Origin of the sequence: Rhodanobacter sp. L36 (assembly GCF_009765755.1) — a bacterium.
Classification (GTDB): Bacteria; Pseudomonadota; Gammaproteobacteria; order Xanthomonadales; family Rhodanobacteraceae; genus Rhodanobacter.
The window spans coordinates 81,098-99,425 of sequence record NZ_LMUV01000003.1; the positions used below are offsets into that span (position 1 = coordinate 81,098).

General features: G+C 63.2%; 9 protein-coding genes. 3 read left to right on the forward strand and 6 right to left on the reverse strand.

The genetic code is table 11. From position 1 onward, the window contains the following. Nucleotides 1–25: 25 nt before the first annotated feature. Nucleotides 26–772, forward strand: coding sequence for an SDR family oxidoreductase (locus GSQ73_RS05495; protein WP_254063297.1), 747 nt, complete (start codon nucleotides 26–28; stop codon nucleotides 770–772). Nucleotides 773–782: 10 nt separating this feature from the next. On the opposite strand, the gene GSQ73_RS05500 is transcribed toward GSQ73_RS05495, so the two are convergent. The 5 genes from GSQ73_RS05500 to GSQ73_RS05520 form a co-directional block, all read right to left on the reverse strand. Beyond that, nucleotides 783–4,577: a translocation/assembly module TamB domain-containing protein gene (locus tag GSQ73_RS05500; RefSeq protein WP_158881878.1), complete on the reverse strand. Its 3,795-nt coding sequence runs from the start codon at nucleotides 4,575–4,577 to the stop codon at nucleotides 783–785. Between the two features lie 3 nt (nucleotides 4,578–4,580). Beyond that, nucleotides 4,581–6,368, reverse strand: a complete 1,788-nt coding sequence (locus tag GSQ73_RS05505) for an outer membrane protein assembly factor (protein WP_158881880.1) — start codon at nucleotides 6,366–6,368, stop codon at nucleotides 4,581–4,583. Between the two features lie 118 nt (nucleotides 6,369–6,486). After that, nucleotides 6,487–7,368, reverse strand: coding sequence for a methyltransferase domain-containing protein (locus tag GSQ73_RS05510; RefSeq protein WP_158881882.1), 882 nt, complete (start codon nucleotides 7,366–7,368; stop codon nucleotides 6,487–6,489). A gap of 275 nt (nucleotides 7,369–7,643) precedes the next feature. Beyond that, nucleotides 7,644–8,531 carry a prohibitin family protein gene (locus GSQ73_RS05515; protein ID WP_158881884.1) on the reverse strand — a complete coding sequence of 296 codons (888 nt, stop codon included), beginning with the start codon at nucleotides 8,529–8,531 and terminating at the stop codon, nucleotides 7,644–7,646. Between the two features lie 69 nt (nucleotides 8,532–8,600). After that, nucleotides 8,601–11,231 (reverse strand): glycosyltransferase family 2 protein, encoded by a 2,631-nt coding sequence (locus GSQ73_RS05520; protein WP_158881886.1) that lies wholly within the window; start codon nucleotides 11,229–11,231, stop codon nucleotides 8,601–8,603. A 259-nt stretch (nucleotides 11,232–11,490) separates the two neighbouring features. On the opposite strand from GSQ73_RS05520, the gene GSQ73_RS05525 reads away from it, so the two are divergent. Next, a complete protein-coding gene (locus tag GSQ73_RS05525) occupies nucleotides 11,491–13,425 on the forward strand; it encodes an LTA synthase family protein (protein WP_158881888.1) in 1,935 nt (644 codons plus the stop codon). An 87-nt stretch (nucleotides 13,426–13,512) separates the two neighbouring features. Here GSQ73_RS05525 and GSQ73_RS05530 read toward each other — a convergent pair whose 3' ends face one another. Then, complete coding sequence (locus GSQ73_RS05530; protein ID WP_158881890.1) at nucleotides 13,513–13,980, reverse strand: Dps family protein; 468 nt, start codon at nucleotides 13,978–13,980, stop codon at nucleotides 13,513–13,515. Nucleotides 13,981–14,122: 142 nt separating this feature from the next. Between GSQ73_RS05530 and hrpA the strand changes: the two genes are divergently transcribed. Then, entirely contained in the window at nucleotides 14,123–18,295 is a 4,173-nt protein-coding gene (gene hrpA / locus GSQ73_RS05535) for an ATP-dependent RNA helicase HrpA (protein ID WP_158881892.1), read from the forward strand. Nucleotides 18,296–18,328: the final 33 nt, after the last annotated feature.

Below are 18,328 nucleotides of genomic sequence, written 5' to 3' on the forward strand. Positions count from 1 at the left end.
TTTCGCAAGAACCGGATAGCCCACCGTGGCATCCGTCTGCACGATCCATCTTCCACTCATCGAGGCATCGATCATGATCATCAAGAACAGTGTCGCCTTTGTCACCGGCGCCAATCGCGGACTCGGGCTGGCTTACGCCAAGGCGTTGCTCGCCGCTGGCGCGAAGAAGGTCTACGCCGGCGCACGTGATCCTTCCACCGTGCCCGCGCTCGAAGGTCTCGTGCCGGTGCGGCTCGATGTCACTAGCGCCGACGATATCGCTGCTGCCGCCGCGCAATGTACCGACGTCAACGTGCTGATCAACAACGCCGGCATCACCGGCAACGAACCGCTGCTCGGCGACAACGGCGCGCAGAACCTGGGCAAGCTGCTTGATACCAATCTGCACGGCGTGCTCGCGATGAGCCGCGCATTTGCGCCCGTGTTGCGCGCCAACGGTGGCGGCGCGCTGATCAACATGCTGTCGGCGTTGAGCTGGCTCAGCATGCCGACGACGTCGGCGTATTCGGTGACGAAAGCCGCGGCATGGGCGTTGACCAACAGCTTGCGCAACGAACTGCGCGAACAGGGCACGCTGGTAGTCGGCGTGCATGCCGGCTACATCGACACCGACATGGTGAAGCACGTCGACGGCCCGAAAACGAGTCCGGAAGACGTCGCCAAGGCCGTAATCGACGGCATCGAAGCCGGCGATTCGGAAGTGCTCGCCGATGGCACGGCCAGGCACGTGAAGGCAGGCCTGACCGCGACACCGCCGATCTATCTCGGCTGACCGACAGCGATTATTTCTCGAAGCGATAGTTGAGGCTGGCGCGATTGAAATCGGTCGCGTTCTGCGCTTCGAAATTCCAGCGGTGACTGAGCCGGTAGCGCAGCGTGATCACCTGGCCGGGTTCGAACAGACCGACGCCGTAGCTGAGGTACAGCCGCGGCGACAGGTACTTGCCCACGGTGAACGCGGAGTTGCCGCCAAGGGCTTCGTTGCTGGACACGCCGATCTCGTCGACGCCCAGCTTCGAGCCGATGCGCTTGGCGAGCAGGTCGCCGCCGGCCGAACCCAGCGCCTGCGCGGCGGCGCTGACCATGCTGCCTTCGCCACCTTTTACTTCGGACAGCGGTTTGCCGGTGATCAGGTACGACAGCGCGTCGGATTGTTCCATCACCGGGTTGGAGAACACGGTGAGGATCGGCCGCTGCGCCGTGCCGTTCACCAGCAGGCCGACTTCCTGGCCTTCGTCGATGGTGGCGTTCGGATTGAGTTTGCGCCCGGCGCGGATGTTGAGGCCGGGGTTGTCGATCGGCGTGCTGGCGAAAAGCAGCTGGCCGCGCTCGATCTGCAGGTTCTGTCCGTAGGCTTTGTACGTGCCGTCCACGCCGACCTGGCCCTGGCCGGTGGTGGCGCGGCCGGGGCGTTCGTTGACGGTGAGCGAGCCGCTGAGCTTGCCGTCCAGGCCCATGCCGACCAAATGCGTCTTGCCCCCGAGATCGACACGGATCGAAGCGGTGATCGGCAACTGGCTCGCGGCTTGCTCCTGCTGTTTCTCGTCGACGATCACGACATCCGGCGACGCCTTGGTCGCGCCGGCGCCGGGCAGCTTCTCGACGTTCACGTCAGCGCTGTCGAGTGCGACCGATCCGCCGATGTCGATGCCCTTGGCGCTTTGCTTCACGGTGAGGTCGGGTGACACCACCACTTTCGCAGCAGGAATGTCGGCCGCGGTGAACCGGCTGCCTTTGATCGTCAAGGATGTCTGCGCGGTTGCGCCCATGCCTGCATCGCCGGCGATCAGCAAGGTGCCGGCGCCGGACTTCATGCTGCCATCGATGCGGAACTGTTTCGCGTCCGTCGTGCTCACCGCGATGCGGCCATCACTCAGCTTGAGTCCGGCAGACGGTACCTCCGCAGCGAAGCCGGCGACCAGCGCCTGGCCGGTGATCGCCGGTTGCTTCAGCGTACCGGCGAAGCGGAAATTGCCGTCGAGGTTGCCTTTCACGTCGGCGAGTTCCGCAGTGAACAACTCGACCGGTGCAAGGCTCTGGAGATGCAATGTGAGTTGTCCGGCCAATGTCTGCTGCGCACCGGTGATACTGATTTGGCCGTCCAGCCGTCCACCATCGTCAAGGCTGGCGCGCACGTTGGCCGTCTGGTGCGCCGGATCGAGATTGGCCGTGACGGCAAGATCGCGCCAGCCAAGCAGCGGGCGATCCGCGTGATCGGTGTAGGTGACGGAGCCTCGCGCGGAGGTAATCGACGCGTTGCCGCTGAGCGCGCCGGCCGCCGTGCGATGAATCTTGCCGCTGCCTTCCAGCGTGCCGTCGGCGCGCATCGGCAGATCGGCATTGCCGCTGGCATCGAGCAGCAGTGCGAGAGGCAAGGCTTGCAACCGATAGCTGGCGTCGAGGTTGCCGGGTTTGTCCTGCTTCGCCGCCACGCAGAGTTGCGGATCGCCGGCTGTGAGGCACAACTCCGAGGCATTGATGGCACCGTCGTTGTACGCGAGTTGCGTCGGTCGCAGCAGCCGCCAGCGCGGCAGGCCCTGCGGGTCGAGGTTGAGCGTGGAAAGCGTGCCGTTCCACACCTTGCCCTTGAGCGCACCGCGCAACGCGAGTTCGCCCGAAAGCTGCGTGCCGCGCGCATCGACGCTCAGGCGATGATCGTCCTGGCTGCCTTCGGCGAGAACGTTGATGTGCTGGAAAGCGAGCCCTTGCAGATTCACGCCGGCCGTCTGCAGATCCAGCTTGCCGGCCGGGTGCGTGATGTCCGGCACGCCGACGATCAGGTGCAGCGTGTCTGCCTTGTTCTGCTGGTACGTCAAGGTTCGGCCCTGCAACTGGCCGTTGACGCTGAGCTTGGGTTGCTTGCCGCGAATATTGAAATGGCCGTCCATTTGGCCACCGGCATTCGGCAGCCAGTCGCCGAGCGATGCGATGGCCAAGTTGAGTTCGGCGTCGTTGCTGGTGCCGGGTTTTGCATCGACCGCCACGGTGCTGCCACCGGACGCCACCCTTAGTTTTCCATCGACCACCTGATTCGGCGAAAGATGCAGTCTGCCGTCGCCACTCACCACGCGACCGCGCAGCTTGCCGGCGAGCTTGCGAATTTCCAGCGTGGCGTCGGGGCCTGCTTTGGGCAGCGTGCCGTTGCTGGCGATATCGAAATCGAGCGAGCCGTTCCAGCCGGCGAACAGCTGTCCGGGGTCGAGCCGGCTGGCGGTAGCGTCGATCTGCCATGCGAGGTCTGGTTGCAGGATCAACGTGCCCTTCGCCTGCATGTCACCCTGCGGCTGCTTCAGCGTCAGTGTGTGCAGCGCCATCTGTTTCGGCGTGCCGTCGATATTCAACGACAGGGCAGCGAGCCTGCCGGGTGGGCCGATCGTGACGTCACCTTCGGCGTGATATTTCTCTGCGCTGCCGTTGGCTTTCAATTCGCCATGACTGACCAACAGCTGGCCGGCCACGTCTGCGGGAACCTGCACATCGTTCCAGCGGATGTTCAACGCGGCGCTCAGCGGTTTGGCATCGAGATGCACCACGCCATCGGCCAAGACGCTGCCCCTGATCTGCGGCGAACCGAGGCCGAGTTGCTGCAGCGTCAACGTGTTGAAGTCGTGGCTGATGGATACCTGTAAAGGCTGCAGCAGCAACTGGTAATCGTTGAGGTCGAGCCGGCCATCGATCATGCCGCTGTAGCGATCGCCGTGACTGCGCAAATTCGCCGCCAGCGACTTCAGCGAGCTATCGCCGATCAGCGGCTTTGGATCGAATCGCGGCGCGTCCAGTGTGGCATTCCATGGATCGTCGCCGCTCTGTGCAAGGTCCAGTTGCAGGCGCGCGATCATCGGCGTCTTGAGACGCAGGTCCAAGTGCGCAAGCTTGCCGTCGCTGCGCGCGACAAGATCGCCGGCGTAGTCGGTGGCGCCGACTTTCCACGCGAAGCTTGCGCTGCCATTGCCCTGATAGCTCTTGCCGACGGCCATACTGCCGACGAGCTCGGCGTGGCCATCCGGCGCCTGCAGTGCGAGCTGTTTCAGTTCGATGCCGTTGTCGGTCCAGCTTCCGGCCAGGTCCAGACGGTTGGAGGCAAACAATAGCTGACCTGCCTGCGTCACCTTGACGCTGCCCACGTGCACACGATCGAGCAGCAACGCGATCGGCGGTTTCAGCGAGAAACCACCGGAGCTCGATGTGTCATCTGGCGACGGCTTCGGCAGCGCGACATCAACGCCATCGACATCGAGCGCAAGCACGTGCAGGTGCTTGCGCAGTAGCGACGCGGCGCGCAGATCCAGATGCAGCGTCGCGACGTTCGCCACCATGCCCTTGCCATCGTCGTAGCGCACGCCGGACAGATCGAGCGGCCCGATCAGACGTCCATTTGCCTGCTTCACTTGCAGCGCGCCATGCGTGATGGATTGCGCGCGCGCCAGCGCGAAGCGCAAGCCGGAAGCCGTGCCGAGCAGCCAGCCGAGCAGGGCGATCAGCAGCACGATGATCAGCAGGACGCTGCCGGCCAGCCAGCGCAGCCAGCGACGGCGACGCGGTGGATTCACGGGTGCGGATACGTTGGTCGTGTTCATCGTCTACAAGTCCGGCCCGATGACCAGGTGCAACTCGATGCCATGTGCCTGCGAGTTGTGTATCGGTGTGCCAAAGTCGACGCGGATCATGCCCACCGGCGACAGCCAGCGCACGCCCAGGCCTGCGCCGATCTTCGGCTGGTAGTCGGTGCCGGAGAACGCGTTGCCGGCATCGACGAATGCCGCCATGCCCCAGTTGCGTGTGAAGTAGTGCTCCACTTCGGTGCTGCCGACCAGCAGGTTGGGGCCGCCGATCACGCGCCCGGCGTCGTTGAGCGGACCAATCTGCTGGAAGCTGTAGCCGCGCACCGAGCGATCGCCGCCGGCGAAGAAGCGCAGCTGCGGCGGCAGCGCGGTGAAATCATTGGTCGATGTGTAGCCCGCGCTGCCGCGAAGGATCAATCGATTGCGATTCTTCGCGCCGAACGCGCGAATCCATTTCACGTCGGCGGTGAACTGTGTGAAGCGCGCATCGGAAAGCAGTGTGCCCGCGGTGCTGCGCGCGGCCAGGTTGATCGACCAGCCGCGCGTGACGAAGGTCGGGTTGTCGCCCTGTTTGCGCGACAGCGATGCCTCTGCGAACACTTCGGTGCTGCGGCCGTGTTCGATGCCCGGCGTGTCGTCCGGTTCGTCGCCGCGCTTGCCGACGGTGAACGTGCCGTCCAGTGCATGCAAGCCGAGTGTGCGCGTCCAGCCGTGCCACAGGCGGGTTTCGTTGGCGACCAGTTCCAGCGTGCGCGACTGTGACGTAGTGGTGTTCGCGTCGCGGTAGTTCGCGCCAAAATTGAAACTGCGCTGGTTGGGGCTGGGCATCGGAATGGAATACAGCGTGGACAGCGTCTTCAGCCGCTGCGCCAGCACCAGTTCGTTTTTCCACTTGTGTCCGTGCCGATTCACCCAGCGCTTCTCGATGCCGCCGCGCAGGCCGAAGCCGGTGTCGGTGCCGATGAACGGACCGCCGGTATAGATCGTGCGTTTGGCCGGCGCGAGCTGCACGGTGACATCGACGACGCCGTCCTTCGCCGCATCGACATCCGGCAGCACGTTGACCACCGCGAAATAATCCGCGCCGTTCAAGGCCTGCTGCAGTTCGAGCATCTGATCCTGCGAAAAATAATCGCCGGTCTTGAACGGCACGTAGCGATCGAGGAAACCGTCGTTGAATTGCGAGCCTTCGAAATGCACCGCGCCGTAGCGAAAGCGCGGGCCTGCTTTCCACGCCAGCTTGATCGTTGCGCTGCGGTTGCCGCGATTCACCTCGACGCGATGCGTGACCAGCTGCGCATCGAGAAAACCGTTCGCGGTCAATTGTTCGCTCAGGTTGTCGCGCGCGGTGTCGTAGGCGCCGTGGTTGAGCGGCTTGTCCTTCATCCGCTCGATCGCGCGTTTGGCACGGCCGATCGGTTGGATGTCGGAGGCGACCTTGTCCAATTGCACGTCGACGCCGGTGACTTTTACCGGTTCGCCCGGTGTCACGTGCAAGGTCACTTTCCAGTCCTTGCCGGTTTGCTGGATATCGCCGGTGACGGTGGCGTCGTAATAGCCGTAGGGCTCAAGCGAGGACTTGACCTGGCCCGGCGCGTGCTCGTAGAGCCGGCGGACCTGCGCGTCGCTCACGCCACGCGTGGCGTATTGCGAGAGCTCGACACCCGAAATCACCGCGCCTTTCAGCGTGTCGTTGACGCCATCCACCACCAATTGCACGCCGGCATGCGCCCGTGCGCAAAGCAGCAGCAACGGCAAGGCCATTCCCATCCGGGCGAGATTCAGGCGTCGATGAACGCGGCGCATGCGATGGTGATCCATTCTCGTCTGCTTCAAATCGTGACGGCCCCTCCGTGGCGTGAGTGTCGCAGGCTCAAGGTCGACGAAGTGGCGTCGCCCGCGCGTGATGTCGTGAACGATGCGATCACCTCACCGCGCGAAACAGGATCGGCGGGATGTTCCACGTCGAGTCGCCCATCGGATCAGCCGAGGTCAGGCCTTCGTCCGGAGCGTGGCACAAACCGATCTCGACCTGGCTGAAACCCGCCGCGCGCAACGTGTCCATGAAGTCCCATCCGAAATGATGAAAAGTGTAGATGCCACGGCGCGACATGCCATCGCCGTGATATTCAGGCGTTTCGAGGTGCTCGATCGAACCATCGGCGAGCGGGCGACCCCGCAGGAGCGAATGATCGCGGTCGATGAAGAACGGAATGGTGAACAGCATGACGCCGCCGGGACGCAGCACGCGCACGCATTCAAGCGCCGCAAGCGCGGTGTCGTGGACGTGCTCCAGCACATCGCTGTGCGCGATGAGGTCGACCGACTGATTGGCAAGGGAGAACGCGGTGATCGATTCGTGCCGCGTGCGGCGCCAGCGCCACCAGTGCGTCGACCACCAGTAATGTCGGCCGCTGATTCGCTGCGGCCCCAGGAATTCGGAACCGATGAGCCAGTGCCATTTCGCGCGCGCGAACCGATACAGCAGGGTAGTTTTCTCGAGCAGCAATCCCGCCGGCTTCGATGGCATCCGGGGAATTTCCTCACGCATCGCGAGCGCGACGAGGCGTTGTCGTGCGGTGAGGCGGCAGTGTTCGCAACGCAGGCCTTCACGCAGGTTGGGCCGGTCGGCGAATGTGGCGCTGGTCGACACCTGGAAAACGGTGGGCCGATCGCACGCCGGGCAATGGCCTGGCACCGAGGTTGATCGCGCGATGGCTGCATCGCGCTCGGCCATGGCGCCCTGCAGCGCAGTGACCGCAGCGATGAATGGCGCGCGTTTTTCGAACCACTGGATGTGCGCCATCAGTCATTTCCCGATCGGGCAGTTGGGTGGCGTATTGCGACGGCTCCGCCGAAAATCACCGCGCCTTTCAGAGGACCGTTCACGCCATCCACTACCCATTGCATGCTTCCATGCGCTTGCGCTGATTCTCCTGTGCAGGATCGGCGATTGATCTGCGGATCGCCGAGCTCAGGTGGGATGACTACGCAAAAAAGGTATCAGAGCCTGGTGCGAATGGACGTGAACGGAGCGGTGCCTGACGTTCACTGGTTCGATGAGTTTCGATCAGGCACCGATCATTCCTTGCCCACGTTCAAGAACGGAATCGGCGCACCTGCATAGATGGCGGTTGGCAGCGCACCATTCCACTTGTTGGCCTTGGTCTGCTCCACTTCGATGCGACGCAATTCGAGCACTTCCTTGTTCTGCGCAAGCGCCGCGTTCTGCACTGTCAAAGCCTCGGCCTGGGCCGTGGCGGCCTTCAGCGTGGCATAGGCTTCGCCGTCCGCCTGCGCACGCAACGCGTTGGCTTCGGCCTCGGCAATCGCCACTTTCTGCTTCTGTTCCGCCTCGACCGTCTTGAGCTTGTTCTCTGCACCGAGGCGCAGCTGCTCCTGGGTAACCTTTTCGTTGATGGCGCTCATGTACGAAGGCGAGAAGGCGAAGGTGCGCATGTCGATGTTGATGACGGAGGCGCCATACAGCGAGAGCTTCGTGCGTAGTGCCATGTTGATATCGCTGGAGACTTTGGCGCGTTCGGCGATCAGGTCGGGCGCGCTGTATTTCGCGGTGACCGCCTTGAAGATTTCCTGCGTCGCCGTCTGCACGTACGACGACAGGTCGCCGTCGTGCGAATATTTTTCGTAGACCTCGGCGACGCGATCGGTGGCGATCGAGTAGCGCACGGTGAGGCTTACCTTCACCGGCTGCGTGTCGGAGGTGCTGCCTTCCGCATCCTCGATATCCGCCTGTTCGGCGCGGATACTGAACACGCTGAGCTTCTGCCACGGCGGCAGAATGACGAGTCCTTCGTTTTCCACATGGCTGATCCTCCCGAACGAAGTGACCACGCCGCGATAACCAGTGGGAACCGTGTAGAACGGCCAGACCATGATCAACACGATGATGGCGACAGCCAGCCCGATCGCGTACCGCACCAGCTTGGCGGTTGGAAAATTCAGCATGTCCGTGTCCCCGTGTATTCCGTGAGTTGCTGATTGTGCTTTGACGCAGCCGCGGCGCCAAGGGTGCTGCTAGCCGGCCTTGTCACCAGCCTTGTGCGCGATCCATGCGCCGATCACGGCGGAGAAATACGGGATCGATTGCGCGCCGAGGATGAACATCCACAACGTGCCTTCGATGTAGTGCGTACCGTAGTTCAACGCCATGCCGATCACGCAGCCGGTTAGCGCGAGCGCCATCAGCATTTCCTCGCGTACCGGTGCGAACGCGGCAAAGCCAGATTCGCCCAGTCGCCGGCTCTTGGCAGTGACCACGAACGAGGTTTTCTCGCGCGTAAGGCCGTGCAAAATGCCGCGCGCGATCGCGTGGCTCAGGCTCATGCTGGCAAGTGATGCCATCAGCGTGTCGTACCAGCTGCACGGAACGCGCGCGCGATAAAGCACGATGCCGAAGATCGCCTTGGCGAAGAAGAAACCGATGACCGGGATCAGGAACAACTGCATCGGCAGGCTGAAATATTGCGGGTAGGCGATCATGCCCGCGGTCCAGAACAGCGCCATCAGCGTGAAGATCAGATGCAATGCGTCGGCAAACCAGCTGAACCAGCCGGTGAGGAAGTGAAAGCGCTGGCCGCTGGACAGCGGACCCTTCTTCACCATCCATCGCCAGCGACCCTTGAGGATCTGCATGGCGCCGAACGCCCAGCGATAACGCTGGCTCTTGTATGCCTTGAAATCGGCGGGCGTGAGGCCCTTGCCCATCAGTTCATCGACATAGACGAGGTCGTAACCGGCGTGCATCAGGCGCAGGCCGAGCTCGGCGTCCTCGCAGATGGTCCACTCGGACCAGCCGCCGGTGCCTTCCAGCGCGGTCCGCCGGACCATTGTCATGGTGCCGTGCTGGATGATCGCGTTGCGCTCGTTGCGATGGTGCATGCCGATGCGGAAGAAGCCGTCGTATTCCCACGCGGTCATGCGGCGGAACGTGTTGTGCTCGAACTCGCGATGCGCCTGCGGACACTGCACCACGGCGACTTTCGGATCGTGGAAATGGCCGGTGAGCGTGGCCAGCCAGTCCGCGCGCACTTCGTAGTCGGCGTCGATCACCGCGACCACGTCGGCTTGCGGATCGGTTTCCTTCAGGCCGAAATTCAGCGCGCCGGCCTTGAAGCCCGGCCATGGTTCCAGATGGAAAAAGCGGAAGCGCTTGCCGAGCTTCTCGCAGTAATCCTGCACCGGTTTCCACACGTCCGGATTCTTGGTGTTGTTGTCGATCACCAGCACTTCGTAGTTCTGGTAGTCGAGCGCAGCCAGCGAATCAAGTGTGACGATCACCATCTCCGGCGGCTCGTTGTAGCAGGCCAGATGGATCGACACGAACGGCTGCTTTTCCGGCGGATCGGGCGTGAGCATGCTGCCGTGACGCATCCAGTTGCGGCGCCACAGCACTTCGGTGAACTCGAAGCCGTTGATCAGCAGAATCGCCAGAATCGCCAGCTGTGCGGGGAACAGCAACGTGAGCATGGTCCAGTCGACCCAGCTCAGATAGAAATTGAATGGCAGCGTCGCCGACCACACGATCAGCCCGCAGGCAAGCTGGATCAGCGCACAGAAAAACAGCCGTCCCATCAATTTGAAGCGACTGAATCTGCGCGCGAACAGGATCATCGGGATCAGCGCAAGCAGGCTCGCGGCCAGCGCCTTCCACGGCCAGCCAGTGTCTTCGGTGACCGGGCCGGTGAGCGGATATTTCAACTGGCGATCGGCGTTGAACATGCCCCAGTACGCGCCGGTGCGGCCTTCGCCCAAGCCTTCCTTCCATGGCTGGTCGAAGGCTTCGAGCAGGAAGTAATCGATATTTCGCTGCTGCGCCGCGAGCAGCCATTCGCGGATGAAGATGGCCTGGTTCGAAATCGACGGATCGGCGCGTATGTGGCGATCGCCATTGGATGGCCAGCCGATCTCGCCAACCACAATGTGCTTGGTGGGAAAAAGTTGCTGCACGTGGTCATACGAACCAAGTGCAGCGTTCAGTGCGGCGGGGCGTTGTCGCGGGTCCAGGACATTCGCGACGACAGGAATACCGTTCCAGAAGGGGAACAGATGGATGGTGATGAAGTCGACATGCTCGGCCAGCTCGGGGTACTTCAGCCAGATGTAATCCGGTTCGGCGATCGACACCGGCTGGCGCACCGCAGCGCGCACGCGGTCGAGGTACGCCATCATCTGTTCGGGCGGCAGATCGTTCCGGAAAAGCACTTCGTTGCCGACGATCACCCGCGTGATCGTGTCCGGATACTCGCGCGCCTTGGCGATCAGCGCTTCGATCTCGCGTTCGTTGTTCTCCAGCCGCTTGTCGATCTCGGCGCCCGCAGTCACCTTCAGCCCTTCGTTGCGCGCGAGTCGATAGATCTGCGGGTTCTGCTGCATCGTGTACGTGCGCACCTTGCCGGTGTACTTGTGCAGCAGCTTCAGGTCGGCGGCGATCTGGCTGTCGTTCGGATAATCCTGCTTGAACGGGCTCTGGTAGCGCTGGAACACCGACAACGAGAATCCGCTGATCTCGCCATGCCAGTCGTTCGGACCGCGCGGCAAGTTGCCGTACCACCACAGAGCGACATTCAACGCGGCCACGAGCAGCGCAATCACCAGGGCGCTGAGCAGCGGAAAACGGCTGTTGTGGCTTGCTGCGGTGGTACTCAAAAAAATTCCTGGGATGCCTGTGCGACAGGCGCGGAAGACTGGGCAGCTTAACCAATGCAAGGCCGTGGGCTCAACAAACATTGGCCAGCGGGGCCGGAAAGCAAGGCGCCATCGGCCTCACGTTCGCCGCAGCGGCGGCATACGTGAGCCATACCGTCCGGGTCGACGAAAGGGCCGTGAAGTTCGGTGACGATAGACTGCGGGATCGGGCTGACGCTGATGATGACTGTCGGCCGCAACTTCATCCGGGAGAATTCTCATGCGTCGTCTCAGCTGGCGTTTCGCCGCCGCCGTCCTCGCGCTGCTGACCGTGAGTCGTCTGGCGCTGTCGTTGTGGCTGTGGTCACGCGTGCAGTCCGCGGGTGGGCTTTGGCCGATCCTGTTCGGCGGTTGGCGCATCGACCTCAGCTTGCTGGCGTTGATCTGCGCGGTGCCTGCCTTGCTGTCGCCATGGCTGGGGCATCGACGCTGGCCGACTTGTCTGACTGCGTGGTGGTACCGCGTCTGGTGGCTGCTGTTCGTGTTGCTGGAAGTGTCCACGCCGCAGTTCATCACCGAATACGACACGCGACCGAATCGCCTTTATGTCGAATACCTCAACAGCCCGCACGAAGTTTCCGCGATGCTCTGGCACGGCTACAAGGGCGTGCTGCTGGTCGGCGTGATCGGTCTGGCGCTGCTGGGCTGGATCGGGTTTCGCTTGTTGCGCACGCGCATGGTCGACGCACCCATGAAGCTGACCTGGCGGCCGTTGGCAACCATCGTCAGCGCGATTGTGTTGTTTCTTGCGGCGCGCGGCACGCTGGATCACCGTCCACTCAATGCCTCGGTGGTGGCTTTCAGCGACGACAGCATGGTCAACACGCTGCCGCTCAACTCGCTCTACAGCGTGGCCAATGCAATCCGTGGCATGAGCAGCGAACGATCAGCCGCTGCCGTATATGGCTCGATGCCGGAACCGGACATGCAGCGCATCGTGCGCGACGCCGCCGGCCTGGAAGGGCCAATGCTCGATCCGAAGTCTCCGAGCATGCATCACCAGCAGGCATCGGCGCGGACAGCCAAACCGCTGAACCTCGTCATCATCATGGAGGAGAGCCTGGGCGCGCAGTTCATCGGTACGCTCGGCGGCGACAAACTCTCGCCGCAGTTCGATACGCTGGCCGCACAGGGCTGGCTGCTGGCACGCACTTACGCGACCGGCACGCGCTCGGTGCGCGGGCTGGAAGCGGTCAATACCGGGTTCCTGCCGACGCCGGCCGAGGCGGTGCTGAAGTTGCCGCGCAGCCAGCACGGTTTCTTCACCATTGCGGGCCTGCTCGGGCAGTTCGGCTACCACTCGCGCTTCATCTACGGCGGCGAGGCGCACTTCGACAACATGCGCTCGTTCTTCCTCGGCAATGGTTTTGACGAGGTGATCGACCAGCCGAAGTTCGAGGTAAAACCCACTTTCGTCGGATCGTGGGGCGCCTCGGACGAAGACATGTTCAATGAACTGCATCAGCGGCTGATGCAGGACGGCGACAAACCGAACTTCACGCTGGCCTTCAGCGTGTCCAACCACACGCCGTGGGAATATCCGGCGGGTCGCATCCAGGCCAGTGCACCCGCGGCCAGCGTGCAGAACACAGTGCGTTACGCGGACTGGTCGATCGGCCAGTTCTTTGCGCGCGCAAAGAAATCGCCATACTGGGATCACACGGTCTTTCTGATCGTGGCTGATCACGATGCACGTGTATTCGGCGCCAGCCTCGTGCCGGTGACGCACTTCCATATCCCCGCGTTGATTCTCGGGGCCGGCGTGCCGGTGCGGCGTGACGAACACATCGTCAGTCAGCTCGATCTTGCACCGACGTTGCTGTCGCTGATCGGCATCAGCAGCACGCATCCGATGCTCGGCGCGGACTTGACCGTGCGTGATCCGGATCGCGCGATCATGCAGTACGGCGACGACTACGGTTACCTCAAGGGCGACCAGCTGCTGGTGCTGCAGCCCGGACAACCGGCGAAGCAGTTCCACTACGAAGTGGCGGGCGAGAAGTTCACGCCGGTGACGACGGACCCGATGTTGCATCGTGTCGCGCTGGCACACGCGCTGTGGCCGAGCTGGGCGTACTTCAATCAGCGCTATGTGTTGCCGGCGGCTCAGGATGCTGTTGCCGCGAAGCCCGCGGGGATGACGGCATCGCCCTAGAACGGGCAAGGCCGGCTGAAGAACAATTGCTGGGCCAGTTTCAACGCGACCGCGAACCCCATCGCATGCGGCTCGCGGAATTCGAGGTCAGCGCAACAGCGAGCGCAGCATCCAGGCAGTTTTCTCGTGCGCCTGCAGACGGCCGGTGATGATATCGGCTGTCCCTTCGTCGCCCGCATCGGCGGCGGCCTTGATGGTGCCGCGCGCGGTGTGCGCAGCCAATTCATGGCCTTCGACCAGCTGGTTCACCATCTCTTTCCATTCCGGCACGCCGACCTCTTCCTTGATCGAGGTGAGTTTGCCGAACTGGCTGTAGGAGCCCGGCGCGAACACGTCGAGCGTACGGATGCGCTCGGCCACTTCATCGGCGGCGAGCCACAGTTCGTTGTACTGGGTCTCGAACATCGCGTGCAGGCTGTTGAACTGCGGGCCGGTGATGTTCCAGTGGAAGCTGTGCGTTTTCAGGTAGAGCGAATACGTATCCGCCAGCAGTTTGGAAAGATGCCTGGCAACTGCTTCGCGGTCTTTCTTGGCAATGCCGATCGAGATGGCCACGGGTTGTTCCTTGGAGAGATGGATCGTGCGGAACCGCACAGTAGCCTTTCGGCATTCGGCGTGGAAATGAATCCTGCCGATGCCGGCGATAGCCGTTGACTATCGGGCTGCCCTGCTGCCAGCGGTTATCATTCGCGATCCGATGAACGACCCCTCCCCACATCACGTCGATCCCTCCGCCGATCCGGGGCTGCGCGCGCTGCGTCGGCAACTCGATGCCGTGTCCAGTCGTGACTTCGGTCGCCTGCTGGGCCGTTGGCGCACGCTGTCGCGACGGCCGGATGAAAAAAAGATCGCGGCACTGCTGGCGGATATCGAACGTTCGGCCGCACGTCGCCGCGCGCGCGTCGCGACCAAACCGGCGATCCGCCTGGACGAGTCGCTGCCGATCACCGCACGCGCCGACGACATCGTCAAGCTGATCCGCGAGAACCAGGTGGTGGTGATCGCCGGCGAAACCGGTTCGGGCAAGACCACGCAACTGCCGAAGCTCTGCCTCGCCGCGGGCCGTGGCGAAGAGGGCATGATCGGCTGCACGCAACCACGCCGGTTGGCGGCACGTTCGGTGGCGCGTCGCGTGGCCGAAGAGCTGGACACGCCGCTTGGCGAACTCGTCGGTTTTCAGGTGCGCTTCAACGATCAGGTGTCCGAGCGCAGCCTGATCAAGTTCATGACCGACGGCATCCTGCTTGCTGAAACGCAGGGCGATCCGTGGCTGAGTGCGTACGACACCCTGATCATCGACGAAGCGCACGAGCGCAGCCTCAACATCGATTTCCTGCTCGGCTATCTGAAGCGACTTGCGCTGAAGAGACCGGAGCTGAAGATCATCGTGACCTCGGCGACGATCGATACCGCGCGTTTCTCCGAACACTTCGGCGGTGCGCCGGTGGTCGAGGTGGAAGGGCGTGCGTATCCGGTCGAGGTGCGCTGGCGTTCGCTGGACGAAACCATCGCGCGTCACGGCAAGTCGAAGGACATGCAGCAGGGCGGCGCCGAGCACATCGCCGCAACGCTCGACGAAATTTCCCACGACGATCCGCGCGGCGACGTGCTGGTTTTTCTTCCCGGCGAGCGCGAGATCCGCGATGCGCATCTGGTGCTCTCGCGTCGGCAATATCGCGAAACCGAAATCATGCCGTTGTACGCGCGACTTTCCGGCGGCGATCAGGATCGCGTGTTCAAGCCCGGCACGAAACGTCGCGTGGTGCTGGCCACCAACGTCGCGGAAACGTCGCTCACCGTGCCGCGCATCCGCTACGTGATCGACACGGGCACCGCGCGCGTGAAGCGCTACAGCCAGCGCAGCCAGCTCGAACGGTTGCACGTGGAGCCGGTGTCGCAAGCGGCGGCCGACCAGCGCAAGGGTCGTTGCGGACGCGTCGGCCCGGGCATCTGCTACCGCCTGTACGACGAGGCCGACTTTGCCAGTCGCGCGGCGTATACCGATCCGGAACTGCTGCGCTCGTCGCTGGCCAACGTGATCCTGCGCATGCTTGCGCTGCAAATCGGTGACGTGGAGGATTTCCCCTTCCTCGAAGCACCCGATCCGCGCGTGGTGGCGGACGGCTATCGCCGGCTCGGGGAAATTTCCGCGATCGACGAGCAGCGCAAGCTCACCGCGATCGGTCGCGTCGTCGCGCGACTGCCGATCGACGTGCAGCTCGCGCGCATGCTGGTGGAAAGCGAAAAGCTGCACAGCCTGCGCGAAGTGCTGACCATCGTGAGCTTTCTCAGTATCCAGGATCCGCGCGAGCGTCCCGCCGACGCGCGTCAGCAGGCCGACGCCGCGCATGCCGCGTTTGCCGATCCGACATCCGATTTCGTCGGTGTGCTGAATTTGTGGCGCGACTACCACGCAGCGCACGAGGATCTGACGCAATCGAAATTGCGCGACTGGTGCTCGCGGCATTTCCTCAGCTTCATGCGCATGCGCGAATGGCGCGAGCTGCATCGGCAGTTGCTGCTGGTGGTGCAGGAACTGGGGTGGAAGCTGGATGGGTCGGAATCTTCGTCGACGAAAGAACAAGCGAAGAGCACCTCAACGCAGCCCACTTCCAAGAGCAAGGGAGAGGGCAGGCCGCCATCGCGTCAGCTTGCACGAGCTGCTGCTTCTTCCACACCTTCTGTCCGAGGAAGCGGGCAGAGGGGAGGTGAACCGCATCGCTCAGATGCATCAAGTCGAAAGCAAACTATACCCCCACGTGGTGACGCCAGGTCACAACTTTCTCCTGAAACCGCGGCTGCGAGCCCGACGGAAGATGCTGCCTCGCGCCTGTACGAGTCCGTGCATCGCAGCCTTCTCGCGGGCCTCCCGACGCAGGTGGGTCGCAAGGACGAGAAGGGCATTTACCAGAGCACGCGCGAGCGCAAGTTCCACGTGTTCCCCGGTTCCGCACTATCGAAGTCACCGCCGAACTGGATTTTCTCCGCACAGATTCTCGACGTGAGCGGGCGCGTATGGGGCATGGCCAATGCGCGTGTCGAGCCGTTGTGGATCGAGCAACAGGCCGCGCATCTTTTGCGCATGGCCTGCCGCGATGCGCACTGGTCGAAGAAGCGTGGCTGCGTGGTGGCGTACGAGCAGGTCAGTCTGTTCGGGCTGGTGCTCGTGGAGAAGCGGCCGGTCACGTTCCAGCTGCAGGATCCCTCGCTGGCGCATGTGATCTTCCTGCGAGATGCACTGGTGCGCGGCGACATCGACAGTCGAGCCGAATTCGTGCGCTCCAACCAGCGCGTGCTGGAAGAGGCGCGAGGCATCGAAGCGAAGCAGCGCCGCGAAGGTTTGATCCGCCACGAGGACGATCTCGTCCGGTTTTTCAAAGGCAAGCTGCCCGAGGACATTGCCAGCAGTCGCGCACTCGATGCGTGGTATCGCCAAGCCCGGCCGGCCGAACAAGCCCGACTTCGCTGGTCGCTGGACGATGTGATGGTGGGCGGCGCGGGACTGGATGCGAAAGCGTTTCCCGCCGCGATGGAAATCGGGTCGCAGCGCTATCGCCTCGAATATCGTTTTGTGCCCGGCGACGAAGCCGATGGCGTGACGTTGCATCTGCCGCTGGCGATGTTGAATGCGATTCCTGCCGAGCGCGGTGAGTGGCTCGTGCCCGGACTGCTTGGCGAGAAAGTGGCGGAGCTGATCCGCGGTTTGCCGAAGGCATTGCGCCGCAACTTCGTGCCGGCGCCGGATTTCGCGCGTGCGTTCGTCGAGGCGGAATCGCCGCGCGACGAGCCGCTTGCGAAAGTACTGGCGGCCTTTCTCAAGCGCGCGACGGGCGTGGAAATCAGTGCCGCGGAATTCGTCGGCATCGAACTGCCAGCGCATTTCCTGATGCGCTATCGACTGCATGATGGCGACACATCGTCCAGGCCGGGTAACGAACTCGCCAGCGGTCGCGATCTCGCGGCGCTGCGCGCGCAATGGGAAAGCCGCGCGCGCGAAGCGTTTTCGCGCAAGACGGATATCGAACTGACGCGCGAGGATGTCGCGACGTGGGACTTCGAGGAGATTCCCGCGCAGGTGCGATCCGAAGGCGGCCTGAGCGCGTTCCCCGCGCTGGTGGATCTGGGAGAAACGGTGGCGCTGCGCGTGTTCGAGCGCGCCGAAGAGGCACGTGATGCGCATCGGCAAGGCGTCGTGCGGTTGTTGCGCAATGCACTGGCGAGCGATGCGAAGCAGGCGCGCCGCCGTTTGCCTGTCGGCAATGCGCTGTCCTTGAAATACGCGCCGCTCGGCGGCGTCGACGGCCTGCGCGAAGATCTGCTCGAAGGCGGATTCAATGATCTGCTCGGACAACATGATCTGGACGTCCGTACGGCCGGCGCATACGAGACCCTGCGCACGCAGTTTTCGCGCGAGCTGTTTGGAGCTGGCGTCGAACGACTCAAGCTGGCCGAGCCGATCATCGAGGCGCAGGCCGATCTGAAATCCTGGCTGCAACCGCCGCTGATCGGTTTTGCACGAGCGAGTTACGACGACCTGCGCGAACAACTCGACGCGCTGCTGATGCCAGGTTTCCTGCGTGATCTGCCCGCGGCGCGACTCGCGCACTTTCCGCGCTATCTGAAAGCCATGCGCCTGCGCGCCGAACGACTGCGACAGGATCCGAGCAAGGATCAGCAGCGCATGCTGCAGGTGATGCCGTACTGGCGCGGCTATCTTCAACATCGCGCTGCAGGCGCGGACGCAGAGGGCCTCGATGAACTTCGCTGGCTGATCGAGGAGTGGCGCGTGTCGCTGTTCGCGCAGGAACTCAAGACGGCCGAGCCTGTGTCGGCCAAGCGGCTGGCGAAGGCTCAGGCCGCGCTGGACTGAATCCACGGACGATTGACCCGACGCAACGGCTAC